Raw genomic sequence first — 25,414 nt, 5'->3', positions numbered from 1 at the left:
TCCGCCGATTCGGTTTGGAGCTCCCCCCGAAAATGACTGAACAGACCCCTAGCGGTTCCGGCGCCTCCTACGCCGCGGCCGGTGTGGATATCGAAGCCGGTGACCGGGCCGTCGAGTTGTTCGGGCCATTGGCGAAGAAGGCCACCCGTCCCGAGGTACAGGGTGGGCTGGGCGGTTTCGCCGGCCTGTTCGCGCTCAAGGGCGGGTACCGGGAGCCCCTGCTGGCCTCGTCGACGGACGGGGTGGGTACCAAGATCGCCGTCGCCCAGGCGCTGGACAAGCACGACACGGTCGGCCTGGATCTGGTCGCGATGGTGGTCGACGATCTGGTGGTCTGTGGTGCCGAGCCGCTGTTCCTGCAGGACTACATCGCCATCGGCAAGGTCGTCCCGGAGAAGGTCGCCGAACTGGTGTCCGGTATCGCCGAGGGCTGTGTTCAGGCCGGTTGCGCCCTGCTCGGCGGTGAGACGGCCGAGCATCCCGGACTGATGGACCCCGACGACTACGACCTGTCCGCCACCGGCGTCGGCGTGGTGGAGGCCGATTCGGTGCTCGGCCCCGACCGGGTCCGGCCCGGCGATGTGGTGATCGCCATGGGGGCGTCCGGCCTGCACTCGAACGGCTACAGCCTGGCCCGCAAGGTGCTGCTGGACATCGACCGGATGTCGCTGACCGGCTACGTGGAGGAATTCGGCCGCACCCTCGGTGAGGAACTGCTGGAACCCACCCGCATCTACGCCAAGGACTGCCTGGCGCTGATCGCCGAAACCGACGTCCGGACCTTCGCCCACGTCACCGGCGGTGGCCTGGCCGCCAACCTGGCCCGGGTGCTGCCCGCCGGCCTGGTCGCCGAACTGGACCGCGGCACCTGGAGCCCCGCCGCAGTGTTCAAGATGATCGCCCAGCGCGGCCGGGTGGACCGCGCCGAAATGGAGAAGACCTTCAACATGGGCGTCGGCATGGTGGCCGTGGTGGCCCCCGAGGACGCCGACCGCGCCCTGGCCGTCCTCACCGCGCGGCACATCGAATGCTGGACCCTGGGCACCGTCAAGACTGCTTCCGATGCCGACGCTCCGCGTGCGGTGTTGCTGGGGGAGCATCCGCGGTTCTGAGATAGGGACCACATCGCCACCGGTTCGAAGCCGCCGCATACCGCGGTGGGCGTTCGAAACCCGGTGGCGATGCTGAGTTCACCGCCCGGCGCCCCGACCGGTCAGATCAGTTCGGTGCGGTCCGCAGCGATCAAGAATCCATGCCCGTCGGCGGTGCACTTCACTCCTTCGCGTAGCGAGGTGCAGGTCACGCCGCGGGTCACCAGGGTATGCCCGTAAGGCAGCACCTTCCGCTGCTCTTCGCGGGTGACGTAGATCCCCTGGGTGGTGCAGAAGAAGTGGGCGTCGCCGCTTGAAACCGTCGCTGCCATGACCAGGTTCGGACGAGACCCGCAATCGGAACGTACTCCGGCCGGTGGTGCAATCCTGAAATCGAAGACCTGGCATCCCGTGGCGCGGGGTAGACCGGACGTCCGGATCGTGCAGTGGATGTTCCCGCTCGGGGAGATGAACGCGTGGAGCATCTCGCCGCCCTCCGATACCGCGTAACTTTGCGGATCCACTGTGACCGTTTCGACGGGAGGTGCCGAGTTGTCCAGATCGGTGCCGGGCGGGGGCGTATCGAGCTCGGCGTCCGGTTCCGGCTGCTCATCCGATCCCGGCAGTGTCTCCGACGACGTCATCGGCGATGCGGAAGTCGCCGACCCACCTGTGCCCGGTTCTGCGGTCTGCGGTGCACCGCACCCGGCCACCAGGGCCGCTATCACCAACGGTACGACGACCGACAGTACTGCCTTCATTCTCATCCCAAATCCTCGACAACCTTTACGAACAAGATCGTACGCTGGCATGGCGACGTTTCACCGCGCTTGCGGCGGTGAGGCCGTGGCCGCCGCTGGAATGAACTGGGCCGCACCCGGAGCGTGACCGGAAGGGGCAGGTTCACCGGGCGTCGAGGCGTTCGACTGGTTGGCCGGTGATGTCTGCGATGAGCTCGAAGTCCTTGTCGGCATGGAGAACAGTAAGGCCGGAGCGTTCGGCAATCGCGGCTATCAGTAGGTCGGGTACCGACGGTGCTCGGTGGTAACCGCGGTCGGCGAGGAGGCGCAGTATGTCCACCGCTCGGCTTTCGGCGGTGGGAGTGAGGTACTCGACCGGCATCTGGGCGATGGGGGGAAGATCCAGGAGATCTTCGAGATCCGACGCGGACCGCGCAGAATAGCCGATCTCCAGCACGGTGACCGTGCAGATTCGGATGAGCCCGCGTTCGATGCGTCCCGCCCAGGCTGTCGGATCGGTGGAACGGGAAAGCCGGACCACGGCTGACTTATCGATCAGCCACGGGCGGTCGGTCACGACCAGGCCTCGCGCATGACCCCTGGGTCCGTCAGGTCCTGCGCCAAGTTCCGGACGCGATCGAGGTCCGCGATGGTGACGGTGCCGACCGGTTGGAAGTCGTGGTTCAGCCGTCGTCGGAGGAATTCGGTACGCGAAACGCCGTTGCTACGTGCTCGCCGGTCGATCTCTTCGATCGTCGAATCGTCGAGGCCGCGAATCAGGATGTCGGTCATTGGCACCTCCTGATATCTATGATATCGGCAGGTAGAGGCGTTGGCTACCTCGTTGGGTAACCGTCGGGCCGGGTCGCGGAGGCGGTTTCGAAGGCGTGGGTGATTTCGCGGTCGAGGGTGCGGGCCAGGTGGGCGGGGGTGCAGGGGGCGGCTTCGATGCGGGTGGGGGAGGCGGTGATGAGGTAGGAGCCGTCGTCTCGGTAGTCGATGACCAGCAGGTGGCGGCCGCCTTCGCGGTAGCCGTCGAGGGCGGGGCCGGTGTCGACGCGGAGTTCGGTGTAGCGGCGCCAGGGGCGGTCGAGGAAGCGCTGGGCCTGTTCGCGGGGGCTGCGGGTGTGGGACTGCCAGCCGGCGCCGGCGGAACGGGCCAGGTCGTCGGGGTGGGCGGCGAAGCCGCGTTCGGCACCGGGCTGCAGGCGGCCGAGGGTTGCGGCGATGGCTTCGCCCGCCCGGGTCCGGGCGTACAGGGACAGCCGGATGTCGTCGGGGTGCTCGGCGTCCGGGTTCTGGGTGGCGCGGCAGGCGTAGCGGTCGGTGATACCGCTTGCCATCCGGATCGGCCGACGGCCCTGGTCGGGGTAGCTGAGCAGCTCGACCCGGACCTGCGGGTGGGCCAGGGTGTCGAGGGCATAGTAGAGGGTTTCGTCGGCGGCGACGGCCGCGTCCAGCGCACGGGCCTTCTCGGCTCGGATGCGCGCCAGGTCGAGTTCGGTTTCGCCCTCGGGCCGCACGATCAGCGGGAACGGGGCCCGGTCGCGGCCGATGGCCCGCCAAGCGGTGTGGAAGGCGGTCGGGCCGAAGGTCCAGGAACTGCGGCGGTCACCGCTGGTCATAGTCGGCTCCGATCACCGGGGGAACCTGGGGAACATCCTCGGGCAGCAGGTCCGGTTGCACACCGCGCAGGTAGTCGGGCGCCTGCTTCTCGCTGTCGTCCTCGCCTTTACCGCGGGCACCGCCCGGCGGCATCATGCCCATGCCGCCGCGCATCCCGGCACCCGGGCGGCCGGCGCCCGGCGCGGCGGCGGCCGCCAGGGGCTGATTCGGATTGCCGGTACCCGGCAGGCTGGACCCCGGACCCGGTGCGCTCGGACCGCCGGGCGCACCGCCCCCGGGACTGCCGCTGCTGGGGAGCCCGCTGTTCGGGAGCCCACTGCCGGGCGTGCCCGGGCCGCCGAGCCCGGCCGGGTTGGTACCGGCCGGGGTGGTGCCGGGGGTCTCCGGCTGTTCACCGGTGGCGGGGTTGTCGGTTCCGGTCGGTGTGGTGGTGTCCTCGTTCTCCCAGCCCGGAGTCTCGTCGTCCTCGGTTCCGTCATCGGCCGGGTCTTCGGTGCCGGGCGTCTCCGTATTCGGGTCTCCGGTACCGGGGCCGCCGCCGGTCGGGTAACCGGTGGTGGGGCCGCCGCCGGGCTGCCACGGAGTGTCGCTCGTGGGGCGGTCGTCGTCACCGGTTCCGGCCGTCGAGGTCACCCCGGGAACGAGGGGGACATTCTCGTCGGACTGTTTGGCGACCTGCTTGTAGACGGTCTCCATCACTTCCTGCGCCCGCTGCTCGGCGTCGGAAGCGCGGCCTTCATCGGCCATATTGATCCCCAGATCGACCGCGCTACCCGCACCGGGCAGCAGTGCGGTAGCCACCCCTTCCACGATGGCGGCGCCGAGCGAGTTCGACTTGCCCTCAGGCACCGGCGGCGTCTGCCCGACGGACTGGTTCAGCCCGGTATAGGCCTCTTCGATCTTGTTGCCGACCAACTGCGCGGCGTTCTCCGCCTTGTGCGCACCGGCCACGAACTCGCGGATGTTGTTCTTCGCGGCGGTTCCCGCCGCTCCGTGCCAGTCCTCGTCGATCAGCGCATCGACATCGCGCTGCAGTAGACCGGCTTCATCGCCGACGTCGACGGCGAGGGTCTTCCAGTCCTGAGAGCTGTCGAAGACGCCGGTCTGGTCGATCGTGTTCAGGAACTCGATGATCTCCTCATGGGTCCACCCGTAGAAGTTCTCGATCACCGGCGGAACGACCTGCGGGGCGAATTCGCCGTCGAACCCGGCGGAGAGAGTGTCGTTCTCCGCGTACAGATCCTGGCGGTCCTGATTGCCGGTGGCTTGGGCGTTCCGCTGCTCGTCGGTGCGCTCGCTGTTCGGATTGAACAGGTTCACCGTGCCCTCGACCGCCCGGCCGGCCATCGCCTGGAGACCGCCCCGGAAGAATTCCAGGCTCATCGGCGCTCACCTTCCCCCGTGCTGCTGGTCATAGTTGTTCGCTGGCTTGTTCAAGTCGGCGGCGTTGTTCGTCGTCCAGTGCTTGGTAGGCCGCACCGGCCTTGCGGAACATGTCCGCGGCCTGCTGGGCGGCTTCGATGCGTTGGGTAAGGGCGTCGTGGAGTGACCCGGAGCCGGGACCGCCGATAGCCAAGTCCTCGAACTTGCCGCCCAGCGCTTGAGCGGACTGGGCATTGCCGAACGCGTCCTTACGTACAAGCCCGGACGTTCGTCGTCGGAACTCGTAGAGCTTGTCGATATGTTGGTCCATCCTGAGGGCAAGCCGTTCGGCGACGTCGTTGCGGATCATCAGTTCGCCGGACTCTGCCTGTGTGGCCAGTGACCGGAACTTGTCAGCCATTGGGATCTGCTCAGCCATCACGGTCCCCCTGTTCGTGCAGTTCTAGTCGGTGACGAGGTCTCAAAGCGGAATGTATGAGTTCAACGTTCGCGCTGCGTCCAGTGCGATCGGGCAAAGGTCGGGCTTGCTCTCGACTCCGACTGCTCGCTCGGTCAGGAAAAGCTCGATCGTTCCTTTGGAGGTAGCGAAGCTGATCCCGCAGTTGTCGACCGAGGTCAAATCGCGCCCAGTGACCGAGGAGAAGGCTTCTCGCCCCTCCACCTCGACAGGCTCGACATCATGGAATAGGTCGTCGGCCTGGAACATCTCAAGCGTGCGTACCTCTGTCGTGGCGTGGACGCCGATGTAGTATCCGTCGGCCTGCCAATCGCAACCGATCCACTCTCGCTGCTCCCGCCCCCACGGCTGATCATTCACCGTCTCCGGCCGAGCCCCCACCGCCTCGACAGCCTCATCCGGCAACGTGCACGGATCCCAAAGGTCCGCCTTGGTCAGCGTCGTGTCGGTAGTGGTCTGTTCGGCGACCGGCGTCCCGGTCTCATCCGGCCCACAGCCGACGAGGCCGAGCAGCGCACAGGTTCCGAGGACCGCACCCAGGGCACGCATGGTTCCCCCCAATCCGACGTAGGTGTGCAGCCGAAACTATCGGACCCGAAACGAGCCAGTCAAACGTTTGTGACGGGTGCCGAAAGCCGCTGGCACACCTTGCCGCCGGGCAGCGGACCTGGCGCAGGGAGCCTGGTCGTATCAACACCGAAAGCGCCCTGTCACAGTGACGGGACGCTCTCGGCTCTCATCTTTCAGTTGTACGCAGGCGTTGCAGGGTGATCGGGGACCGATCAGTCAGTGCCGCACCCGGCGGACGCACGAAGGGGAGGCGCTGTGGCCTCCCCCGTACATGTGTCCGCAAGGTCAGCGACGCCAGTCGTCGTAGTCATCGTCGTCGTTCCAACGAGACATCGACTCATCTGCATCGTGTTCATCGGACAGCAGGCCACCACTCCGCTGGGAGTTGGGGCTGCCGGACAGCTCACGCTGCAGGCTGGCGAAGTCGGTCGACGGCGAGCTGTACTTGAGCTCGCGTGCGACCTTGGTCTGCTTTGCCTTAGCCCGGCCACGGCCCATGGCTGACCCCCTCGCGTCACAGCGGGGCGGCCTGGGGTTTGATGGCGGCCCCGTTCGAATTAATACTCTTCCTGACAGACACTTTAGCGTGTGTCGCGCGGTCGCGCTTCCAGGAGTGTGCGATCAGGTTCCGAACCGGTACCGTTTGCCCCGTTGTCGCCGGGTTTGCCGAGTCTCAAATCACACCGGGAACCGCCCGGATCACCCCCACCCGAGCGCCGCCGCCGAGCACCGGCGGGGCGGCCAGTGCGGCGTGCGTCTCGGTCCAGTCGATGCCGAGCCGGCGCAGAATCGCCAGCGTCAACGGCATCCGGGCCCGGTCGTGGCCGTCGTCGATCTTGTAGGCGAACGCCCGGCCGTCCGGCAGCGCGCCGACATGGATGCCGTCGGCGCCGATCTTGCACAGCAGTCCCGGGGTGGCCGACATGATCAGCTGGTCAGGTGCGTTCGTGCCGGAGATCACGTGCGGATGGGCGCGGACGGCATCGGCGATCCGGCGCTGCGGGGTGCCGGGTTCGGCGGTGGTGAAGGCGGCGAAGGTGCGGGCCAGATTGACCGGCGCAACCGGGACGATCGGCAGCCCGCAGCCGTCGATGCCCAGATCGGTTTCCGGTTCGCCGGTGGCCTCCGCGATGGTCGCGGCGACCGCCTTCTGCAGTGGATGCTCGGCTTCCCGATACCCGGTCACCGGCCAGCCGTTCACCAGGCAGGTGGCCAGCATCGCCGCATGTTTGCCCGAGCAGTTCATGTAGACCGGGCTCGGTCCGGTCGTGGTCAGTGCGACGGCCCGGGCGTGTTCGTCGAACGGAACATCCGCCGGACACGCCAGATCCGTCTCGGTAAAGCCGTATCGGTCGAGGAGGCGGCGGACCAGGGCGACCTGGTCGGGTTCGCCGAAATGCGATGCGGTCGCGATGGCGAGTTCGGCATCGTCGACCGGGTCGAAACCGTTCTGCAGCAGGGCCAGGGACTGCATCGGCTTGTTGGCCGAACGAGGGAAGATCGGCAAGTGCACCTCGCCGAGGACGAGCTCCGGCTCCCCGGCGGCATCCAGGAGCACCACCGAACCGCGGTGCACGCATTCGCGGGTGCCGGAGCGGACCACTTCGACCAGTTCGACGCTCACTGCCGCCCTCCCTGTTCGCCGCCGGCGATCGCGGCCGCTGCCGAACCGGCCCGGGCGTGTCGGCGCAGATGCCGATCGATCTGGCGGCGGACATCCGCGGAAAGTGTCGGTTCGCTGTCCATCAGCCGGGCCAGCCGGTCCGGGTCGGCGCCGGTGAACACATCCCGGACGGTGATCCCGTGCTCGGGCACCCGCACCACGCGGACCTCGTCACCCGAGCCCACGGTGCCCTCGGTCAGTACCCGGAGGTAGGCGCCGGTGTCGCTGCGCAGCGTGAAGCGTTTCACCCACTGCTGCTCACCGGACCAGTGGCCGAAGACGGCACACGGGACGCGCGGCGCACTCACCTCGAGCAGGGTGTCGCCGATCGCCCAGTGCGCGCCGACGACGGCGTCGCTGACGGCCAGGCCGTCGATGCGCAGGTTCTCGCCGAACCAGCCGGGCGGCAGCTCCCGGTCCAGTTCCCGGCCCCAACGATCGGCATCGGCCTGCGCATAGGCGTAGACGGCCTGATGGACCCCGCCGTGGTTGCGGGTGTCACAGACGTGATCGCCGGACAGGCCGAGTGGACCCACTGCGACCCGGCCGGTGACCGGACGCTTGTCGATGGCGGTGCGGCCGACCCGGCCCGGCGCCGCGAGCTCGGCATGCACCACGCAGACCGCGGTGACCACGCCGGTTTCGTCGCCGGGCGGTTCGGCGGCACGCCGTATCGGGTCCGGTGCCCAGGAGTCGGTCACCGGCCGCGCAATCTGTCGACGGCGGCCCGGCCGGCCTGCACGGCGTCGTCGGCCGGAACCGAATCGGGGTCGATCGCCGCCGCCATCGGCCCGGCGGTCAGTTCGGTATCGGCCGGAACGTTGCGTTTCACCAGGCCGAGCGCGATCGGTCCGAGTTCGTAATGGTCGATCACGGTGCCGAGGCGGCCCACGGTGCGCCCGCCCGCGGTGATCGGGGTGCCCGGTGCCGGGCGTTCGTCGGTGGACCCGTCCAGGTGCAGCAGCACCAGCATCCGCGGCGGCTTGCCGAGGTTGTGCACCCGCGCGACGGTCTCCTGGCCGCGATAGCACCCCTTGTCCAGGTGCACCGCGCCGTGTTCGGCGACGCCGCCGATCCAGCGGGCCTCGTGCGGGATGGTGCGTTCGTCGGTGTCCACGCCGATCCGGGGCCGCTGCGCGGCGACCCGCAGCGCCTCGTAGGCCCACAGCCCGGCCGGTTCGGCACCGGCCGCGGTCAGTCGCTGCCACCAGTCGGTCAGCTGGTCGCGGGGCACGATCAGGTCGAAGGAATCGGCGGTCGGCCAGGGCATCCGGCGCAGGAAGCCGCCGTCGGGCAGTGGGCGGGCCGCGTAGGTGGCCGGCAGTTCGTCGATGCCGAGAGTCTCGGTCAGCCGGTCCGCCTGCGGGCCGAGCAGGCTGAGCACGGCGTGGTCGTCGGCGGCGACCGGGGCGGCGTCTGCCCAGAAGACCATCCGCTGCAGGAAGGTCAGCAGGTCCGCGCCGCGGTCACCCTCGGTATCGATCCACAGGGTGCCGTCCAGGTCGGTGAGTACGAAATGGTGCAGCACCCGGCCGTTGAGGTCCAGGTCGAGGTTCTCGGCGCTGCGGCCGTCGCCCAGTTCGGCGATGTGCTGGCTGCTGATCGTATGCAGCCAGGTCAGCCGTTCGGCGCCGGTGATCCGCAGCAGGCTGCGATGCGATCGATCGATCACCGCGACGCGCTCGGCCGCTGCCTTCTGTTCGCCGAACGGATCACCCAGATGCCAGGCGACGGCGGCGTCCGGAGAATCCGGTGTGGCCGCCACGGCGCCCGGTGTTCGGAGCAATGGGCTGAGAGGTTGGAGCACCGACACCCCACCCACTGTAGGCGCGCGGGCCCGGTTCTGCCGTAGGCGGGACGGGTGTGGGTGATCGGCGAGACATCACGGACCGATAACGCCTAGGCTCTTTCGGTATGGGAGATCGTGTTCTGGTCACACTCGACGGCGCGCTCGCGGATGCGGACGCGCCGTTCCTGTTCGCCGACGATATCGGCGTACTACGCGGTGACGGCGTGTTCGAGACGGTGCTGGTGCGGGACGGGCTACCGGCCGCGCTCGAATTCCACCTGGCCCGGCTGCGTCGCTCCGCGCAGGCGCTGGAGTTACCGGAACCGGAACTGGCGCGGTGGCGTTCGGCCGCCGAGGATGCCGCCCTGGAATGGGGTGACGAACGCGAGGGCATCATGCGCCTGGTCTACACCCGGGGCCGGGACAGCGAGCTGGACAACGATCCACCGGCGCCCACGGGCTACGTCCTGGTGCTGCCGGTGCCCGAACGGGTGCAGCAGGCCCGCACCGAAGGGGTGTCGGTGATGACTCTCGCCAAGGGCATCTCGACCGATCTCGCCCAGGAGGCGCCCTGGCTGCTGCTCGGCGCCAAGACCCTGTCCTACGCGACCAATATGGCGGCACTGCGGTTCGCCCGGCGGATGGGCGCCGACGACGTGATCTTCCACAGCACCGAACATCGGGTCCTGGAGGGGCCGCGATCGACCGTGGTGATCGCGCGGGACAAGCAGCTCATCACGCCGCCGCCGAAGAGTGGTGTGCTGCCCGGTGTCACGCAGCGGTCGCTGTTCACGGTGGCGGAGAAGGCCGGTTGGGATTGCCGGTACGAATCGCTGTTCACCGCGGATCTGTACGACTGCGACAGCATCTGGCTGCTCTCCAGCATCACGCTGGCCGCCCGGGTGAATCAGCTGGACGGGATCCGGCTCTCGGCGCCGGACAACGTCGAGGAGATCACCGATCTGGTGAACCGGGGTATCGAGCGGTCGGGGGCGGTCGGCGACTGGTGATCGCCTGCCCGGCAGGCTGATCGATACCGATTGGTGCGGCGTGTCGTGGCGACGAACACGTTGCCCCGGGAGGGTCCCGGCGTACGATTACTACAACCTGTCGTAGTTATCGTTGGAGGGTCCGATGGACGTGCTGGACATATCCCGGTGGCAGTTCGGCATCACCACCGTCTACCACTTCATCTTCGTCCCGCTCACCATCGGTCTCGCGCCATTGGTCGCCGGTATGCAGACCGCCTGGGTGATCACCGGTAAGGAGCACTGGTACCGGCTCACCAAGTTCTTCGGCAAGCTGTTCCTGATCAACTTCGCGCTCGGCGTCGCCACCGGCATCGTGCAGGAATTCCAGTTCGGGATGAACTGGAGCGAATACTCCCGCTTCATCGGGGACGTCTTCGGTGCGCCGCTGGCCCTGGAGGGGCTGGTCGCGTTCTTCATGGAGTCCACCTTCATCGGCCTGTGGATCTTCGGCTGGACCCGGCTGCCGAAACTGGTGCACCTGGCGACCATCTGGATGGTCGCCATCGGTGTCAACGCGTCCGCCTACTTCATCGTCGCCGCCAACTCGTTCATGCAGCACCCGGTCGGCGCCCGGTACAACCCGGAGACCGGGCGGGCCGAGATGGACAGCATCTGGGCACTGCTCACCAACAACACCACCCTCGCCGCCTTCCCGCACGTCGTGGCGGGCTCGTTCCTCACCGCCGGAACCTTCGTGGCCGGTATCGCCGGATGGTGGATGGTGCGCAATGCGCGCAGCGGTGACGCCGCGAAACTGGCCGAGGCGCGCACCATGTGGCGGCCGGTGTCCCGGGCCGCGCTGGTGGTCGTCGCGGTTTCCGGCGCGGCGATCATCTGGACCGGTGATGTGCAGGGCAAGCTGATGTTCGAACAGCAGCCGATGAAGATGGCGTCGGCGGAGTCGTTGTGCCACACCGAGACCGATCCGCAGTTCTCCATCCTCACCGTCGGCACGCACAACAACTGCGACAGCGTCACCCACGTGATCGAGGTGCCGTACGTGCTGGGATTCCTGGCCGAAGGCAAGTTCGAGGGCGTCACCCTGCAGGGGGTGCAGGATCTGCAGCAGTCCTATGTCGACATGTACGGACCGGGTAACTACCGGCCCAACCTGTTCGTCACCTACTGGTCCTTCCGGGCCATGATCGGGCTGGCCGCCGGATCGGTCCTGCTGCTGCTGGTCGGGTGGTGGGTCACCCGCCGGGGCCGGGTGCCGGATCAGCGCTGGTTCTCCTGGTTGTGCCTGCTGGCCATCCCGACGCCGTTCCTGGCGAACAGCGCCGGCTGGGTGTTCACCGAGATGGGCCGCCAGCCGTGGGTGGTGGTGCCCAATCCGACGGGGGATCAGAATCTACGGCTGATGGTGCAGGACGGCGTCTCCGATCATGCCCCGGCCACCGTGCTGTTCTCGCTGATCGTGTTCACACTGCTCTACGGCGCCCTGGCAGTGGTGTGGTTCTACCTGATCCGCCGCTACACCGTCGCCGGCCCGGAGGAACCCGCGCCCACCCGTCCGACCGAACCCGGCGGGCCCGACGAGCCGGGCGGCGGTGGTGCCCATCGGGCACCCGAAGAACCGGCCGTCGAACAACTGTCCTTCGCGTACTAGGAGCCCGTGATGAGTCTTCCCGAGTTCTGGTTCGTTCTGATCGCGGTCCTGTTCACCGGCTACTTCGTGCTGGAGGGCTTCGACTTCGGCGTCGGCATGCTGATGCATCCGCTCGGCAAGGGCCACGACGCCCGGCGCCGGGCGGTGCTCAACACCATCGGCCCGGTGTGGGACGGCAACGAGGTGTGGTTGATCACCGCCGGTGGTGCCCTGTTCGCCGCCTTCCCGGAGTGGTACGCGAGCCTGTTCTCCGGGTTCTACCTGGCGCTGCTGCTCCTGCTGGTGGCACTGATCCTGCGGATCTGCGCCATCGAGTATCGCGGCAAGATCAACGATCCCGGCTGGCGCAGGTGGTGTGACATCGGCATCGCGATCGGTTCCTGGGTGCCGGCACTGGCCTGGGGCTGGGTGTTCGCCAATGTGGTGCGCGGGGTGCCGCTGAACGAAGACAAGCAGTTGGTCGGCTCGGTCGCCGATCTGTTCAGCCCCTACGCAATTCTCGGTGGCCTGGCCACCGCGACGCTGTTCGCCCTGCACGGCGGGATCTTCCTGTCGCTCAAGACCGGTGGTGCGGTGCGGGCCGATGCGATGCGGATGGTCCGGCTGCTGCTGGTGCCGACCGCGGTCGTGGTCGGTGGCTTCGGGGCGTGGACCCAGCTCGCCTACGGGACCGGCTGGACCTGGTTCATGGTCGGCGCCGCCGTCTTCGGGCTGCTGGTCGCCGGGGCGGCCAACTCGATCGGCCGGGACGGGTGGGCCTTCGCCGGGTCCACGCTCACCGTCGCCGCCGCCTCGGTGCTGCTCTTCGGCTCCCTGTACCCGAATGTGCTGCCCTCCACCATCAGCTCGCTGTTCGATCTGACCATCGACAACGCCTCCTCCACGCCGTACACGCTGAAGGTGATGAGCTGGGCCGCCATCGTGGTCACCCCGGTGGTGCTGATCTACCAGGGCTGGAGCTACTGGGTGTTCCGCAAGCGCATCACCGTCGAACAGATTCCGGAGCCGATCGGGCTGCCGCTGCGCGAGAAGGACTGAACGGATGGCGCGCCCGCCGCTGGATCCCCGGCTGTGGCGGTACGCCCGATCGATGCGCCGCTACCTGGTGCTCGAAGGCGCGCTGGCGCTGGTGATCACCGCGGCGATCGCCACCTTTGCCGTGGTACTGGCCCGGGTGCTGGCCGGGGTGATCACCGATCCCGCCCGGCGGGAGATGGCCGGCTGGCTGCCCGAGCTGGGCGTGCTGGGGGCAGCAATCGCGGTCCGCACCGCGGCGGCCTGGTGGCAGGCGCGGCTGGCGCACCGGGCCGGCGCCGTGGTCGTCACCGAGCTGGAAACCGCAGTGCTGGCGGTGGGCGCGCGGATGACACCGCGCGAACTCGACACCCGGCGCACCGAACTGGCCGTGATCGTCGGCAACGGGCTGGCCGGGCTGCGCGGCTGGTTCACCGGATACCTGCCCGCACTGCTGCTGGCCTGCCTGGTGCCGCCGGTGCTGCTGGTGGTGATGGCGGTGCACGACCCGACCTCCGCGGTGATCGCACTCATCACGCTACCGCTCATTCCGGTGTTCATGATCCTGATCGGCCTGCTCACCCAGGGCCGGGCCGCGGCCACCCTGACCGCCGCCACCCGGCTCTCCGATCAGTTGCTGGACCTGTTCGCCGGGATGCCGACGCTGCGGGCGCTGGGCCGGGAGACGCCCGACGGGCCGTCCCTGGCCGGGCGGGTCCGCGCCCTCGGCGACGGGCTGCGGGTGCGCACCATGCGGGCACTGAAGATGGCGTTCCTCTCCTCGATGGTGCTGGAGATGCTGGCCACCCTCAGCGTTGCGCTGATCGCCGTCTCGATCGGCCTGCGCCTGGTGTACGGCGAGATGACCCTGTACGCGGGCCTGGTCGCGCTGATCCTCGCCCCGGAGGTTTACTGGCCGCTGCGGCAGGTGGGGGAGAAGTTCCACGCCGCCCAGGACGGGATGGCCGCTGCGGACCGGGCCTTCGCGGTGCTGGACGGATCCGAGGTTACGGGGAGCGCGGACCGGCCCGGTCCGGAGGCGGACGGCGCGCGGCACCTCGGCGCGCGGGCACCCGGCCGGGTGGCTGACGGTGGCTGGGAGCCTGGTCGGGTGCCTGGGGACGATGTCGGCGGCCGGAGATCGACGGGTGATCCGGCCCGAGGAACCGATATCGGCAGCGACCGAGATGGCGTACCGCGGCCCGACGATGCCGCGCGGCCGGTCGGCGGTTCGACGGCACCCGTCGGCCCGATCCGGTTGGCGGGGGTCTCCGTCGCCGCGCGGGACGGGTGGGCGCCGGACGGTCTCGACGCAGTGATAGCACCCGGCCGAGTGACGGTGCTGACCGGGCCGAACGGCAACGGCAAGTCGACTGCGCTGCAAGCCGTACTCGGGCTGATCACCCCGGACCGGGGCCAGGTTCTCGTGGACGGCACCGAACTCGAGGAGTCGGAACTGTCGAACTGGTGGTCGCGGGTGGCGTGGCTGCCGCAGCGGCCCGTCCTGGTGCCCGGCACCCTGCGGGAGAACCTGGAACTGCTCGGCGCCCGGACGTCCGGTCCGGCGACCCGGATCGCCGGACTCGAGGCGATGAGCGCGGCAACCGGATTCGACGCGGTGCTCGACGAGCTACCGCACCGCTGGGACACCCCGGTCGGCCCGGGCGGCGCCGGCCTCTCGCTGGGGCAGCGGCAGCGCCTCGCCCTCACCCGGGTGCTGGCCGCCCGCCGCCCGGTGCTGCTGCTCGACGAGCCGACCGCCCACCTCGATGCGGCCGCCGAAGCCCGCGTTCTGGCAGCCGTCCGCGCACTCGCCGCCGAAGGCGCCACGGTCGTCCTGGTCGGCCACCGGGCCCCGATCCTGGCCGCTGCCGACGAAATCGTGCATGTCGCCGCCCGGCGGAAAAGCCCGGCGGAGACAGGCGGTCTGCCGGCCGAGGTGTTCGACGTAGGTGGGCTCTCATGATCGAGGTGACGACGGCACTGGTGGCCGATGTGCGGCGGATGTGGCGGCTGCTGCAGGTGCCCGCCGGGCGGGTGCTGGTGGCTGTGTCGTGGGGGGTGCTGGCGCTCGGGTCGGGGCTTGCCCTGGCAGCGCTGGCGGCCTGGTTGATCGCCCGGGCCTGGCAGATGCCGCCGGTGCTCGACCTGACGGTGGCGGTGGTCGCGGTGCGGGCGCTGGGGATTTCCCGGGGGCTGTGCCGCTACCTGGAACGGCTGGCGACCCACGATGTGGCGCTGCGGGCGATGACCGAGGCGCGGACCACCGTGTACCGCGCGCTCGCGCACTCCGACATCTGGTGGTGGCGGGACCGCGACGACCGGACGGGACCATCCGGTGCCCCGGCGGGGACCGATCCGGCCGGGCACTCTCCCGCCGGTCGGGGAGTGCGCCGCGGCGATCTGCTGGTGCGGATCGGTTCCGATATCGATGATCTGGGTGCCGTGGTGGTGCGGGTCTTCGTGCCGGTGGCGGTCGCGGTCGTGCTGTCGGTGGCGGCGGTCGGCCTGCTGGCCACCATTTCGCCGAGCGGTGCCGCCGTGCTTGCGGTCGCGCTGCTGGTTGCGGGTGTGCTCGTGCCCTGGCTGACCGCCCGGGCCGCGAGCGATGCCGAGCGGGCGGTCCGCGCCGACCGTGCCGAGTTCACCGCCCGTGCGGTCACCGTGCTCGATCACGCCGCCGAACTGCGGGTGGCCGGTCGCCTGGACGATGCGGTGCACACCGCCCGGGAGGCGTCGGACCGGGCGGTCGCCGCCGAGGATTCGGCTGCCGCCCGCAGCGCCTGGGCCGCGGCCACCACCCCGTTCGCCATCGGGATCAGCACCCTGGGTGCGTTGCTCGTCGGTATCGCCGCTTACGGCCCGTCCGGCGGCACTCCCGGCGGAATGACCCCGATGGCACTGACCATCCTGGTACTGCTGCCCCTGTCCGCATTCGAAGCCGTCGGAATGCTGCCCGCTGCCGCCACCACCCTCACCACCGCCCGTGCCGCCCTGCATAGGCTCACCGCCGTCGCGCCGGATTCGCCGGCGCCCGGCGAGGCAGCCGACCGGACCCGCCCGTATCCTGCGGCCCGCGAGCCGCTGCCGTCCGAAGTCGGCCATCCGCGCGAGGACGGTGTCGATGTCTACCCCGGAGTGGCCGAACGATTGGACGGGCCGGTGCCGTCTGCAGCACATCCGGCCCGAGGGGACACCGGGGCCGGCGATGCAGGCACCGGTGCGCCTGTCCGACCGTTGCGGGACGGCGGTGAGTGGGGCGGCGGCGCCGGTGCCGATCCGCCGCCGCAGGACGGTGTCGGCGTCGAACCCATTGCGAATGGCGCGCCCGCCTCGGGAGTTCCGGTGCCACGGGTGGATCTACCCGACGGCCGTCGGATCGCGGTCGTCGGCCCGAGCGGCGCGGGTAAGACAACCCTGCTGATGGACTGGGCCGGGCTGTTCGGCACACCACGTCCGGACACCATCTTCTTCGCCGAGGATGCGCACCTGTTCGGCACCTCGGTGCTGGAGAACCTGCGAGTGGCCCGCGGCGACCTCACCGCGGAGGCCGCCGAGGCCGCCCTGCGCACCGTCGGGCTGGGCGAATGGCTCGACGGCCTGCCGGACGGGGTGGACACCGAACTAACCGGTGGCGCCGCCGCCGTCTCGGGCGGCCAACGCCGCCGCATCCTGCTGGCCCGTGCCCTGATCTCCCCGGCCCGGGTGCTGCTGCTGGACGAACCCACCGAACACCTCGACGCCACCGCCGCCCAGCACCTGCTGCGCGACCTGCTCGACTCGGAATCCGGCCTGGTCGCCCCGGACCGCACCGTCGTGGCGGTCACCCACCACCTGCCCCCGGACAGCCGGGCGGACACGGTCGTCACGGTCACCGGCGGCGCCGCGACCGTCACCCACCCGGCCCGACCGCAACCTCAGCCGGTGACCGATGGGTGACCGCCGAACTCATCGGGCCGAGCCGGATTTCACCGGAAGAAAAATGCGTTGCCGGGGATGCCGCTCGTTCATTAGCGTCGGCGGTACACAAGGAAGGAGGTGGTCCGAAGATGATTTCCAGGACACGTGAGGTGGCTGCCCGCTAGCAACCACCACTGCGGGACTCCCCAGCGGTGCGCTGAGCGAATCCCAGGCAGTCACCCGGCCCCCGAGCCCCCGGCCAGTCCGACCGGGATCGTCACCAGGCGATACGGCTCGGGGGCCGTTCTGCGTGGCAGACGATTTACGGCGGAAGAGTCCCCGCAGCAGGCGCTATCCTTGAGCCGTGACTGTCGAGCCGCTGCCTGACTGGGTGATTCCGCCGGATGGTGGGTTCACCGTCGAGGAGTTCTTGTCCCTTCGCGGCCTCCCGAAGCATACGGAACTGATCGATGGGGGTTTGGTTTTCGTGAGTCCGCAGGAGAAGTGGCACGTGCGGGTCATCAACCTGCTGCTTCGGGCTCTGGAGAGTCAGGCGCCACGACACTTCGGGGTAGATCGGGAGATGGCGGTGCGGCTGGGGCCTCGGCAGATGCCGGAGCCCGACGTCTTGGTCGTGTCTGCTGAGGCCTTCGAACGGGCTGATCCCTCGACCTATTACTTCGCCGACGATGTCATCCTGGCAGTGGAAGCTGTCTCACCGGACTCGGAGGAGCGAGATCGCGAAACCAAGCCCGTAAAATATGCCAAAGCGGGGATCCGGCACTACTGGCGTGTGGAACGTCGGGACGGTGATGCGGTCGTTTACGCGTACGAACTGGACCCGGTTTCCCGGTCGTATGCAGTGACCGGCATCTATCACGACCGGTTGAAGGCTTCGGTGCCGTTCCCACTCGACATCGATCTCACCAGGGTCGCTCGTCTTCGAAGCTGATAGTGCCGAGGCGGGAGATGTAGAACGACGCTCCGCGGGTTCGGCCCGCGGAGCGTCGCACTGCCGATTTCTCAGCCGATATAGCGCTGCAGACGGGCGGACAAACGCGGGGTCAGGGCGCCGTCGGCATCGACCCGCTCTTCGACGTAGGCCAGGTCGCCGCCCTCGACGATGCCGTAGAGGCGTTTGGCGCCGCCGACGACCACGCCGGACTGGCTGCGGATCACCACATCGGTGGCCAGTTCCCAGGAGGACTGGGTGCGGGCCTCGCCGTAGTACAGCTCGACGATGCCGGAGCTGTGGGTGAGCAGCAGTTCGAGGACCTCGTCGTCGGCCTTGGCCTCGGTGCCGTCGAAGCCGACTCGCCAGTACCCGCTCTCCCGCAGGTCCGGGGACAGGTAGTTGCCTTCGCTGTCCAGCTTCCAGGTCTGTGATTCCCAGACCAGGAAATCGCCGCCGTTGTGGGATACGACGATCTGCTGCCCGAACCGGTAGTCGCCGTCCTCGGGGTGATGGCCCTCGCCCTCGCCGCGCCACACGCCGACCAGCGGCAGCAGGGCCAGCAGTGCCGGATGCAGGTCCGGTCCTTCGCGCAGGTTGGCGGTGTCGACCGGCAACGGCAGCCCGGGCAGGACCGCGACATTGCGGGCGGCGGTCTCCTTGGCGCGCTCGGCAGCCACGGCGATCGCTTCATCGCCGCTGCGGCGTGCCGCAGCGTTGTCGGTGTCTACCTCGCCAGCTTCTCGGTCCGGATCGGTCCCGTCGCTCGCGAGACCACTCATGATTCGACGAACAGCCGGTAGAGGACGTACAGGCCGAACCAGGCGATCAACGCCGAGACGGCGATCAGCAGAATCTCGAAAAAGAGGACCACGGGTGTCGAGTCTAGTCGCTCGGGCACCCGGATACGAAAACGGCCCTGGTACCTCCGCACAGGAAGTACCAGGGCCGCGCGGGTGAGACGGCGGGCCGGAGGAGGCAGCCTGCGTAACCACGCAGGCCCTCGCGAACCCGCGATCGACACCGTGAGGTTGCTTCGCCTTACTTGGCGACCGAGACCTCCACGGAGTGGATGCCGGCGCCCTCGGGGCGGATCTCCGCCGAGCCGTTGCCGGCCGAGGAGAGTGCCCGCACGGTCCACGCGCCGGGGGCGGCGAAGAACCGGAAGTCACCGGTGCCGGAGGCGACGACCTCGGCGGTGAAGTCACCGTTGCCGTCGAGCAGCCGCACGAACGCGCCGCCGACGGGCTGGCCGTCGGCGTTCAGGACGCGGCCGGTGATGACCGTCTCCTTCTCCACGTCGACGCCGGCGGGAATGGCCTGACCCTGGGTAGGTGCTGCACACATGTTGATTTACGCTCCCAACTCGATCGGTGCACCGACGAGCGAACCGTATTCGGTCCAGCTGCCGTCGTAGTTCTTGACATTCTGGTGGCCCAGCAGCTCCTGCAGCACGAACCAGGTGTGCGAGGAACGCTCACCGATGCGGCAGTAGGCGATGGTCTCCTTCTCGCCGTCCAGGCCGGCTTCCTTATAGAGCTCGGCGAGTTCGTCGTCGCTCTTGAAGGTGCCGTCCTCCTTGGCCGCCTTGCTCCACGGCACGTTGATCGCACCGGGGATGTGGCCGGCCCGCTGGCTCTGCTCCTGCGGCAGGTGCGCCGGGGCCAGGATCTTGCCGGAGAACTCGTCGGGCGAACGCACGTCGACCAGGTTCTTGGCGCCGATCGCGGCGATGACCTCGTCGCGGAAGGCGCGGATCGAGTTGTCCGGGGCGGCGGCCTTGTACTGGGTCGCGGGACGGTTCACCACGTCGGCGGTCAGCGGACGGCCGTCGAGCTCCCACTTCTTCCGGCCACCGTCGAGCAGCTTGACGTCGTTGTGGCCGTACAGCTTGAAGTACCAGTAGGCGTAGGCGGCGAACCAGTTGTTGTTGCCGCCGTACAGGACGACGGTGTCGTCGTTGGCGATACCGCGAGCCGAAAGCAGATCGGAGAACTGCTCCTGGTTCACGAAGTCGCGACGAACCTGGTCCTGCAGGTCCTTCTTCCAGTCGAGGCGGACGGCGCCCTCGATGTGGCCGTTGTCGTAGGCGGAGGTGTCCTCGTCGACCTCGACGAACACCACGCCGGGAGCGTTGAGGTTCTCTTCGGCCCAGTCGACGGAGACCAGGACATCGGAGCGAGCCATGTTGTTCCTTTCAGCGATGACTTGCAGGGTCAGGGCGGAGACGGGCGACCAGCGGGTAGAGCTGACAACCCAGGCAGACCCCGAACGCTGCGTTCAGCAACGCTGCGAACAGGGCGAGGCCGGCGAACACCGCGCCGACGATTGTGGAGCCGAGCGCGAAGCCCAGCAGGCCGAAGGCCGCGAACACCAGGCCGAGTAGCTGCGCGAACTGCAGCGGAGCTGCCGGTTCGGTCGCGCTCACCGGCGCCAGGCGCGGCGCGACGAGTGTGGCATAGATCCGGCCGTACGGGTGCCGGCGCGGGCCGTACCCGGCGCCGACGGCGAATACGACGGCCTGCAGACCGAGCAGTGCAGCCGCGAGCCCGGGCGCCGAACCCGCGGTGAGTAGCACGGCGGCCAGTACGGCGGTGGTGACCCAGGCGGCGAACCGCGGACCGCGCACATCCACCCGGTCGGGGTGTGCGTGGCCGCCGGGGGCGGTTTCGGTGATCTGTGCGGTATCGCGAATCACGGTGCTTAACTCCTGCGCTGGACTGATCTGGCGGCGGAATCGGCCGGTCCGCCGGGGGATCGGGACGATCTCGCACGCGGCGGTCGGTGTCGGCGACAGAGGTCTCCTCAGCGCCGACCGATCAACGGCACAGGCAGCAACAACCACCGAGGCGGCACAGGTCCACTGTGCGGCGTCGGGTGAGCATCAGCTCGTGGTCGGATTGCACGCCAGGCAGTTTATCAGAACTGCGGGGCCGTGGTCGCGAGGAGTGTTCCGACTCACGCGTCGGCCGTCAGCGGCTCCAGGGCGGTGCGCAGGTCACTCGCCTTCGGGACACCCGAGATCCGGAAGCGTTCCCGGCCTGCGGCGTCGAAGACGAAGGTGGTGGGCAGCGAGAGCACGTTCAGTTCCCGGGCGAGCGCGGGTTCGGCATCGATATCGACCTCGATATCGAGCGGCGCGTTCGGGGCATCGGCCAGATCCGCGGCCACACCGGCGACGACCCGACGGACCGCATCACACGGGCCGCACCACTCGGCGGAGAAATGCAGCACCGCGGGCGCGCTGCCGGTGACCCCCGCCGCGGTGAGCAGCCGGAGCCGGTCGTGGGTGGCCGCACCGGGGGCGGCGGTGCGGATTCTGCGCCAGAGACGGCGGGCCGGAGGCGGTAGCGGAGCGTGGCCACGGAGGCCCTCCCGATGGCGCCATTGGATTCTGCCGCGCCGATAGCGCAGCACCAGTCCGACGATCAGGGCGGCCGCGACGACGGCGGCGAGGACGACGAGCTCGATCATGGCCTCTGCAGACGATTCAGGTCGATGGTGACGTCGTGGGCGATACCTTCCACGACGATGTGCCCGCCGAGTGCGGTAACCCGGGTGGGCCGGATGCCGAACGGCAGTTCCTTGGTATCGATCGTACGGCTGAATTTCGCCAGCACCGCAGCCTGCTGTTCCTTCGGGATCTGCGGCTCGTTCGCGTCCTCGGTGCCCGCGCCGGTGCCGGTGAACCCGGTGGCGGAAGTGGTATCGGAGTGGAAGCCGAGCGCCTGGATCCGCACGGTGTCGCCGTCCAGCAGCAGTTCCGCATCCACCGACACCCGGGTGCCGCTGCGCCCGTCCACCGGGGCCGGGCCCGGGCCGTCGGCGACGGTGCCGGTGAGCAGCAGTGCCTGGCTCGTGGTCTTTTCTTCGATATCGCCGGAGCCCTCGGTGTCGACTCCGGAGTCGTCGGACTTCTCGGCAGGCCGGGACCGGACCTCGAGGTCGGGGATGCCGAACAGCCGGCCCAGCTCGGTCGGGGCGATCCGCATCCGGGCCTCCACCCGGTCCACCGGGAGGCCGCGCAACGACTCGTCGGACAGTTCGGTCACCGAGGCATGCACACCGTTGAGGGTCGCCTCCATCGAGATCTCACCCGGGATATCGGGCCGGACCCCCCGCGCTTCGATGGCGATATCGCCGAACTCCTCGGCGGTCGCCTGGGCCAGGAACGGGAACCCGTGCACGGTGACCTCGGGATCCGCGCTGAGATCGGCGCTCGCCCGGAGGGCTCGGGACAGGTTGTACTCGGTGTAGGCGGCGGCTCCGAAGTCGACGACCACGGCCAGCCCGGCCAGGCACAGCAGCCCCACGATCAGCTTGCGCATGCTCGCCACCCTAGCCGCCGGGTGCCGGGGCATCGGGCCGCATACCAGCGGCACTCGCCGGACCGGCCGGGCCGCGCGGCCGGACGGCGAACCCGGCAACCTGGGCCACACACGCTAATGTTGCATCCGACCATCTGCGACTGCGATAGGAGGGGAGCCCGATGGAATTGCTCCTGCTGACCTCCGACCCCGATCCGGATTCGGTGCTGCCCTCGCTGTCCCTGCTGCCGCATACGGTGCGTCCCGCGGCGACCGAGGTGGCTTCCCTGCTGGAGGCCGGATCTGCGGATGTGGCACTGGTCGATGCGCGGACGGACCTGGCGGCGGCCCGGGGACTGTGCCGGCTGCTGGGCAGCACCGGATCGTCGGTGCCGGTCGTCGCGGTCCTGACCGAAGGCGGTCTGGTGGCCGTGAATGCGGACTGGGGTCTCGACGACATCCTGCTGCCCGGAACCGGCCCGGCCGAACTCGATGCCCGGCTGCGCCTGCTGGTCGGCCGCACCGGCGGGGTGGCCAGTCCCGAGAACTCCGGCAAGATCACCCTCGGTGAACTGGTGATCGACGAAGGGACCTACACCGCGCGGCTGCGCGGCCGGCCGCTCGACCTCACCTACAAGGAGTTCGAGCTGCTCAAGTACCTGTGCCAGCACGCCGGCCGGGTGTTCACCCGGGCGCAGCTGCTGCAGGAGGTGTGGGGCTACGACTTCTTCGGTGGCACCCGCACCGTCGATGTGCACGTCCGGCGGCTGCGCGCCAAGCTGGGCAGCGAATACGAGTCGCTGATCGGGACCGTCCGCAATGTCGGCTACAAGGCGGTGCGGCCCGCCCGTTCGGCCAACAAGGGGGCACCCGCCGAGGAGAACCCCACCGAGGTCGAGGGCCGGGACGCGGAACCGACGACGATCAACGGCACCGGCCGATGAGCGGGAACCGGCTGGAGCGGGCCGACATCCTGACCGGCGAGCGGGCCGCCGAGGTCCGGGCGCTGCTCGGCCGCGCCGAAACCGCCGACCGGGTGGCGCCGGTCTCCGAACAGGCGGTCATCTCGCTCACCGAATCATCCGCCGCCCGGCACCTGCTGATTCCGGGCACCGACGGTGCGGTACTGGGCTACGCCAACCTGGCCCCCGCACACGGTGATCATCCGGCAATGGCCGAGGTGGCGGTCGATCCGGCCGCACGGGGTGCCGGTATCGGGACCGAGCTGGTCCGGACCGTACTGACCGAAGGCGGTTCCGGCACCCGCGTCTGGGCGCACGGCGATCTGCCCGCCGCCCGCCGGGTCGCCGAACGGCTCGGCCTGCACGGCGCCCGGGAGCTGTGGCAGATGCGGCGCAGTCTGGCGAACCCGGCGCTACCGGAACCGGAGTCGCCTGCCGGAGTGCAGGTCCGTACCTACGCCGGGGCCGGTGATGACGCCGAACTGCTGCGGGTCAACAATGCGGCATTCGCCTGGCATCCCGAACAGGGTGGCTGGACCGGGCGCGATATCGAGGTGCGTCGCAAGTCCGACTGGTTCGATCCGGCCGGACTCTTCCTGGCCTTCGACGTGGCCGATCCGGACCGGCTGCTGGGGTTCCACTGGACCAAGGCCGTGCCCGGCGAGGACGAAGGCGAGGTCTACGTGGTCGGGATCGACCCCGCCGCCCAGGGCCGGGGCCTCGGTCGGCTGCTGACTCTGGTCGGGCTGCGGTACCTGCACGACACCGGCCGGGCCGAGGCCCTGCTGTACACCGAGGCCGACAACCGGGCTGCCGTGCACACCTACACCCGGCTCGGTTTCGCTCCCGCCCACATCGATAAGGCCTGGGCGCAATGACCGAGCGGGACCGGCCGCATCGGGGCGAGGTCGTCACATGTGATCCTCGTCCCCGCCGCATCGGCCCAACAACCGGCTACTGACCGGCGATCCCCGGGTTACGTGATGGCGAACATCACATCCTCCGCCCGGATCGCGCCGGCCTGTTCACTTTGCGTTCACTTGGCTCAGTCCAACTGTCAACCAGGCGAATCTACGTTACTCGTGGGCGGCGTAGTCGTCGCCTGGTGCGCACGCTCCTGACGGACCGCACCAACATCACGCCCGGCCGGTGAGGGACCGGGCGAGTACGAAAACGCGATGTCGGAGGATGTCAAGTGAACTTCAAGCGCACCAGCGCCCTGGTCGGTGTTCTCGCCGCGGGCACGATGACCATGGCCGCCTGTGGCAGTGACAACAACGAGACCGAGACTGCTGCGCTCGGATCGGACGTGGACATCACCTGTGGTGGCAAGGAGTCGCTGAAGGCCAGCGGTTCGTCGGCGCAGAAGAACGCGATGGAGCGCTTCATCGCGGCCTACGAGGCCAACTGCGACGGCGCCACCCTGAACTACACCTCCTCGGGCTCCGGCGCCGGCGTCAAGGAGTTCATCGGCGGCCAGACCGACTTCGCCGGCTCCGACTCCCCGCTCAAGGAGAGCAAGGACGAGCCCGCCAAGGCCGAGGAGAACTGCGGCAGCCCGGCCTGGAACCTGCCGACCGTGTTCGGCCCGATCGCGCTGACCTACAACATCGAGGGCGTCGACGACCTGGTCCTGGACGGCCCGACCGCCGCCAAGATCTTCGGTGGCGAGATCACCCAGTGGGACGCCGAGGAGATCCAGGCGCTGAACCCCGACGCCGAACTGCCGTCCGCGGAGATCGCGGTGGTCTTCCGGTCCGACGAGTCCGGCACCACCGACAACTTCCAGAACTACCTGGAGGCCGCCTCCGAGGGCGCCTGGGGCAAGGGAGCCGGCAAGACCTTCAACGGCGGTGTCGGTGAAGGCGCCAAGGGTAACGAGGGCACCTCGGCCGCGGTGGCGAACACCGCCAACGCCATCACCTACAACGAGTGGTCCTTCGCCAAGGCGCAGGGCCTGTCGGTCGCCCGGATCGTCACCTCGGCCGGCCCGGAGCCGGTGGAGCTGACCACCGAGACCGCGGGCAAGGCCATCGACGGGGTGACCGTCGCCGGTGACGGCAACGACATGGTGCTCGACGTCAGCTCCTTCTACGAGCCGACCGAGGCCGGTTCGTACCCGATCATGATGGCGACCTACGAGATCGTCTGCTCGGACTACGCCGACGACGACACCGCCACCGCGGTGAAGGCGTTCCTGACCTCCGCCATCAACAACGGCCAGGACGGGCTGGAGGACAACGGGTACATCCCGATCCCGGAGCAGTTCAAGACCCGCCTGACCACGGCGATCGACGCGATCTCCTGATTGCCGGACAGC

General features: G+C 69.0%; 27 protein-coding genes. 10 read left to right on the top strand and 17 right to left on the bottom strand.

Features of this window, described 5'->3' with window-relative positions; genetic code table 11:
• Window positions 1–32: 32 nt before the first annotated feature.
• Window positions 33–1,112, top strand: a complete 1,080-nt coding sequence (gene purM / locus AC1HFH_RS24625) for a phosphoribosylformylglycinamidine cyclo-ligase (protein WP_480245157.1) — start codon at window positions 33–35, stop codon at window positions 1,110–1,112.
• A gap of 101 nt (window positions 1,113–1,213) precedes the next feature.
• Here the strand turns inward: purM and AC1HFH_RS24620 are convergent, their stop codons facing one another.
• From AC1HFH_RS24620 to ygfZ, 11 genes are all read right to left on the bottom strand, one after another.
• Window positions 1,214–1,858 carry a hypothetical protein gene (locus AC1HFH_RS24620; RefSeq protein ID WP_480245156.1) on the bottom strand — a complete coding sequence of 215 codons (645 nt, stop codon included), beginning with the start codon at window positions 1,856–1,858 and terminating at the stop codon, window positions 1,214–1,216.
• A gap of 136 nt (window positions 1,859–1,994) precedes the next feature.
• Window positions 1,995–2,408, bottom strand: a complete 414-nt coding sequence (locus tag AC1HFH_RS24615; protein WP_480245155.1) for a PIN domain-containing protein — start codon at window positions 2,406–2,408, stop codon at window positions 1,995–1,997.
• Window positions 2,405–2,623 (bottom strand): type II toxin-antitoxin system VapB family antitoxin, encoded by a 219-nt coding sequence (gene vapB / locus AC1HFH_RS24610; RefSeq protein ID WP_480245154.1) that lies wholly within the window; start codon window positions 2,621–2,623, stop codon window positions 2,405–2,407. The genes AC1HFH_RS24615 and vapB overlap by 4 nt, the downstream gene beginning before the upstream one ends.
• Window positions 2,624–2,667: 44 nt before the next feature.
• Complete coding sequence (locus AC1HFH_RS24605) at window positions 2,668–3,456, bottom strand: ESX secretion-associated protein EspG (protein ID WP_480245153.1); 789 nt, start codon at window positions 3,454–3,456, stop codon at window positions 2,668–2,670.
• Entirely contained in the window at window positions 3,443–4,840 is a 1,398-nt protein-coding gene (locus AC1HFH_RS24600; protein ID WP_480245152.1) for a hypothetical protein, read from the bottom strand. Before AC1HFH_RS24600 ends, AC1HFH_RS24605 begins: the two co-directional genes overlap by 14 nt.
• Before the next feature lie 28 nt (window positions 4,841–4,868).
• Complete coding sequence (locus tag AC1HFH_RS24595) at window positions 4,869–5,258, bottom strand: hypothetical protein (protein ID WP_480245151.1); 390 nt, start codon at window positions 5,256–5,258, stop codon at window positions 4,869–4,871.
• 42 nt (window positions 5,259–5,300) lie between these two features.
• The gene (locus AC1HFH_RS24590; RefSeq protein ID WP_480245150.1) at window positions 5,301–5,846 is read right to left on the bottom strand and encodes a DUF3558 domain-containing protein; all 546 of its coding nucleotides are present in this window, start codon (window positions 5,844–5,846) and stop codon (window positions 5,301–5,303) included.
• 306 nt (window positions 5,847–6,152) lie between these two features.
• Window positions 6,153–6,365 (bottom strand): DUF3073 domain-containing protein, encoded by a 213-nt coding sequence (locus tag AC1HFH_RS24585; protein WP_480245149.1) that lies wholly within the window; start codon window positions 6,363–6,365, stop codon window positions 6,153–6,155.
• A 175-nt stretch (window positions 6,366–6,540) separates the two neighbouring features.
• Window positions 6,541–7,491 (bottom strand): asparaginase, encoded by a 951-nt coding sequence (locus AC1HFH_RS24580; RefSeq protein ID WP_480245148.1) that lies wholly within the window; start codon window positions 7,489–7,491, stop codon window positions 6,541–6,543.
• Window positions 7,488–8,165, bottom strand: a complete 678-nt coding sequence (locus tag AC1HFH_RS24575) for an MOSC domain-containing protein (protein ID WP_480247967.1) — start codon at window positions 8,163–8,165, stop codon at window positions 7,488–7,490. Before AC1HFH_RS24575 ends, AC1HFH_RS24580 begins: the two co-directional genes overlap by 4 nt.
• A gap of 62 nt (window positions 8,166–8,227) precedes the next feature.
• Window positions 8,228–9,343, bottom strand: coding sequence for a CAF17-like 4Fe-4S cluster assembly/insertion protein YgfZ (gene ygfZ, locus AC1HFH_RS24570; RefSeq protein WP_480245147.1), 1,116 nt, complete (start codon window positions 9,341–9,343; stop codon window positions 8,228–8,230).
• Between the two features lie 101 nt (window positions 9,344–9,444).
• On the opposite strand from ygfZ, the gene AC1HFH_RS24565 reads away from it, so the two are divergent.
• The 6 genes from AC1HFH_RS24565 (at window position 9,445) to AC1HFH_RS24540 (ending at window position 17,825) form a co-directional block, all read left to right on the top strand.
• Entirely contained in the window at window positions 9,445–10,329 is an 885-nt protein-coding gene (locus tag AC1HFH_RS24565; RefSeq protein ID WP_480245146.1) for an aminodeoxychorismate lyase, read from the top strand.
• A gap of 124 nt (window positions 10,330–10,453) precedes the next feature.
• A complete protein-coding gene (locus AC1HFH_RS24560; RefSeq protein WP_480245145.1) occupies window positions 10,454–11,959 on the top strand; it encodes a cytochrome ubiquinol oxidase subunit I in 1,506 nt (501 codons plus the stop codon).
• 9 nt (window positions 11,960–11,968) lie between these two features.
• Window positions 11,969–12,997, top strand: coding sequence for a cytochrome d ubiquinol oxidase subunit II (gene cydB / locus AC1HFH_RS24555; protein ID WP_480245144.1), 1,029 nt, complete (start codon window positions 11,969–11,971; stop codon window positions 12,995–12,997).
• A 4-nt stretch (window positions 12,998–13,001) separates the two neighbouring features.
• On the top strand, window positions 13,002–14,939 hold the full coding sequence (gene cydD / locus AC1HFH_RS24550) for a thiol reductant ABC exporter subunit CydD (RefSeq protein WP_480245143.1): 1,938 nt from the start codon (window positions 13,002–13,004) through the stop codon (window positions 14,937–14,939).
• The gene (locus AC1HFH_RS24545) at window positions 14,936–16,912 is read left to right on the top strand and encodes an ATP-binding cassette domain-containing protein (protein ID WP_480245142.1); all 1,977 of its coding nucleotides are present in this window, start codon (window positions 14,936–14,938) and stop codon (window positions 16,910–16,912) included. Before cydD ends, AC1HFH_RS24545 begins: the two co-directional genes overlap by 4 nt.
• A 325-nt stretch (window positions 16,913–17,237) precedes the next feature.
• Window positions 17,238–17,825 (top strand): Uma2 family endonuclease, encoded by a 588-nt coding sequence (locus AC1HFH_RS24540; protein ID WP_480245141.1) that lies wholly within the window; start codon window positions 17,238–17,240, stop codon window positions 17,823–17,825.
• A gap of 71 nt (window positions 17,826–17,896) precedes the next feature.
• Here AC1HFH_RS24540 and AC1HFH_RS24535 read toward each other — a convergent pair whose 3' ends face one another.
• The 6 genes from AC1HFH_RS24535 to AC1HFH_RS24510 all read right to left on the bottom strand — a co-directional run bounded on the left by AC1HFH_RS24535 (window position 17,897) and on the right by AC1HFH_RS24510 (window position 22,153).
• Window positions 17,897–18,607 carry a heme-binding beta-barrel domain-containing protein gene (locus AC1HFH_RS24535; protein ID WP_480245140.1) on the bottom strand — a complete coding sequence of 237 codons (711 nt, stop codon included), beginning with the start codon at window positions 18,605–18,607 and terminating at the stop codon, window positions 17,897–17,899.
• A 259-nt stretch (window positions 18,608–18,866) separates the two neighbouring features.
• On the bottom strand, window positions 18,867–19,172 hold the full coding sequence (locus AC1HFH_RS24530) for a DUF1416 domain-containing protein (RefSeq protein ID WP_480245139.1): 306 nt from the start codon (window positions 19,170–19,172) through the stop codon (window positions 18,867–18,869).
• 6 nt (window positions 19,173–19,178) lie between these two features.
• The gene (locus AC1HFH_RS24525) at window positions 19,179–20,012 is read right to left on the bottom strand and encodes a sulfurtransferase (RefSeq protein ID WP_480245138.1); all 834 of its coding nucleotides are present in this window, start codon (window positions 20,010–20,012) and stop codon (window positions 19,179–19,181) included.
• A gap of 10 nt (window positions 20,013–20,022) precedes the next feature.
• Complete coding sequence (locus AC1HFH_RS24520) at window positions 20,023–20,520, bottom strand: DUF4395 domain-containing protein (RefSeq protein ID WP_480247966.1); 498 nt, start codon at window positions 20,518–20,520, stop codon at window positions 20,023–20,025.
• 263 nt (window positions 20,521–20,783) lie between these two features.
• A complete protein-coding gene (locus AC1HFH_RS24515; protein ID WP_480245137.1) occupies window positions 20,784–21,299 on the bottom strand; it encodes a thioredoxin family protein in 516 nt (171 codons plus the stop codon).
• The gene (locus AC1HFH_RS24510) at window positions 21,296–22,153 is read right to left on the bottom strand and encodes an LmeA family phospholipid-binding protein (protein WP_480245136.1); all 858 of its coding nucleotides are present in this window, start codon (window positions 22,151–22,153) and stop codon (window positions 21,296–21,298) included. Before AC1HFH_RS24510 ends, AC1HFH_RS24515 begins: the two co-directional genes overlap by 4 nt.
• A gap of 161 nt (window positions 22,154–22,314) precedes the next feature.
• On the opposite strand from AC1HFH_RS24510, the gene AC1HFH_RS24505 reads away from it, so the two are divergent.
• From AC1HFH_RS24505 to pstS, 3 genes are all read left to right on the top strand, one after another.
• Window positions 22,315–23,076, top strand: a complete 762-nt coding sequence (locus AC1HFH_RS24505) for a winged helix-turn-helix transcriptional regulator (protein WP_480245135.1) — start codon at window positions 22,315–22,317, stop codon at window positions 23,074–23,076.
• Window positions 23,073–23,972 (top strand): mycothiol synthase, encoded by a 900-nt coding sequence (gene mshD / locus AC1HFH_RS24500; protein WP_480245134.1) that lies wholly within the window; start codon window positions 23,073–23,075, stop codon window positions 23,970–23,972. Before AC1HFH_RS24505 ends, mshD begins: the two co-directional genes overlap by 4 nt.
• Before the next feature lie 317 nt (window positions 23,973–24,289).
• On the top strand, window positions 24,290–25,402 hold the full coding sequence (pstS, locus tag AC1HFH_RS24495) for a phosphate ABC transporter substrate-binding protein PstS (RefSeq protein ID WP_480245133.1): 1,113 nt from the start codon (window positions 24,290–24,292) through the stop codon (window positions 25,400–25,402).
• Window positions 25,403–25,414 lie beyond the last annotated feature (12 nt).

Source organism: Nocardia sp. KT25-26 (genome assembly GCF_056627695.1).
This window is presented reverse-complemented; position numbering and strand designations above follow the sequence as displayed.

Coding starts and splice junctions, on each gene's coding strand:
- purM (WP_480245157.1), top strand. CDS start 33: ATGACTGAACAGACCCCTAGCGGTTCCGGCGCCTCCTACGCCGCGGCC.
- AC1HFH_RS24620 (WP_480245156.1), bottom strand. CDS start 1,858: ATGAGAATGAAGGCAGTACTGTCGGTCGTCGTACCGTTGGTGATAGCG.
- vapB (WP_480245154.1), bottom strand. CDS start 2,623: ATGACCGACATCCTGATTCGCGGCCTCGACGATTCGACGATCGAAGAG.
- AC1HFH_RS24605 (WP_480245153.1), bottom strand. CDS start 3,456: ATGACCAGCGGTGACCGCCGCAGTTCCTGGACCTTCGGCCCGACCGCC.
- AC1HFH_RS24600 (WP_480245152.1), bottom strand. CDS start 4,840: ATGAGCCTGGAATTCTTCCGGGGCGGTCTCCAGGCGATGGCCGGCCGG.
- AC1HFH_RS24595 (WP_480245151.1), bottom strand. CDS start 5,258: ATGGCTGAGCAGATCCCAATGGCTGACAAGTTCCGGTCACTGGCCACA.
- AC1HFH_RS24590 (WP_480245150.1), bottom strand. CDS start 5,846: ATGCGTGCCCTGGGTGCGGTCCTCGGAACCTGTGCGCTGCTCGGCCTC.
- AC1HFH_RS24585 (WP_480245149.1), bottom strand. CDS start 6,365: ATGGGCCGTGGCCGGGCTAAGGCAAAGCAGACCAAGGTCGCACGCGAG.
- AC1HFH_RS24565 (WP_480245146.1), top strand. CDS start 9,445: ATGGGAGATCGTGTTCTGGTCACACTCGACGGCGCGCTCGCGGATGCG.
- AC1HFH_RS24560 (WP_480245145.1), top strand. CDS start 10,454: ATGGACGTGCTGGACATATCCCGGTGGCAGTTCGGCATCACCACCGTC.
- cydB (WP_480245144.1), top strand. CDS start 11,969: ATGAGTCTTCCCGAGTTCTGGTTCGTTCTGATCGCGGTCCTGTTCACC.
- cydD (WP_480245143.1), top strand. CDS start 13,002: ATGGCGCGCCCGCCGCTGGATCCCCGGCTGTGGCGGTACGCCCGATCG.
- AC1HFH_RS24545 (WP_480245142.1), top strand. CDS start 14,936: ATGATCGAGGTGACGACGGCACTGGTGGCCGATGTGCGGCGGATGTGG.
- AC1HFH_RS24535 (WP_480245140.1), bottom strand. CDS start 18,607: ATGAGTGGTCTCGCGAGCGACGGGACCGATCCGGACCGAGAAGCTGGC.
- AC1HFH_RS24530 (WP_480245139.1), bottom strand. CDS start 19,172: ATGTGTGCAGCACCTACCCAGGGTCAGGCCATTCCCGCCGGCGTCGAC.
- AC1HFH_RS24525 (WP_480245138.1), bottom strand. CDS start 20,012: ATGGCTCGCTCCGATGTCCTGGTCTCCGTCGACTGGGCCGAAGAGAAC.
- AC1HFH_RS24515 (WP_480245137.1), bottom strand. CDS start 21,299: ATGATCGAGCTCGTCGTCCTCGCCGCCGTCGTCGCGGCCGCCCTGATC.
- AC1HFH_RS24510 (WP_480245136.1), bottom strand. CDS start 22,153: ATGCGCAAGCTGATCGTGGGGCTGCTGTGCCTGGCCGGGCTGGCCGTG.
- AC1HFH_RS24505 (WP_480245135.1), top strand. CDS start 22,315: ATGGAATTGCTCCTGCTGACCTCCGACCCCGATCCGGATTCGGTGCTG.
- mshD (WP_480245134.1), top strand. CDS start 23,073: ATGAGCGGGAACCGGCTGGAGCGGGCCGACATCCTGACCGGCGAGCGG.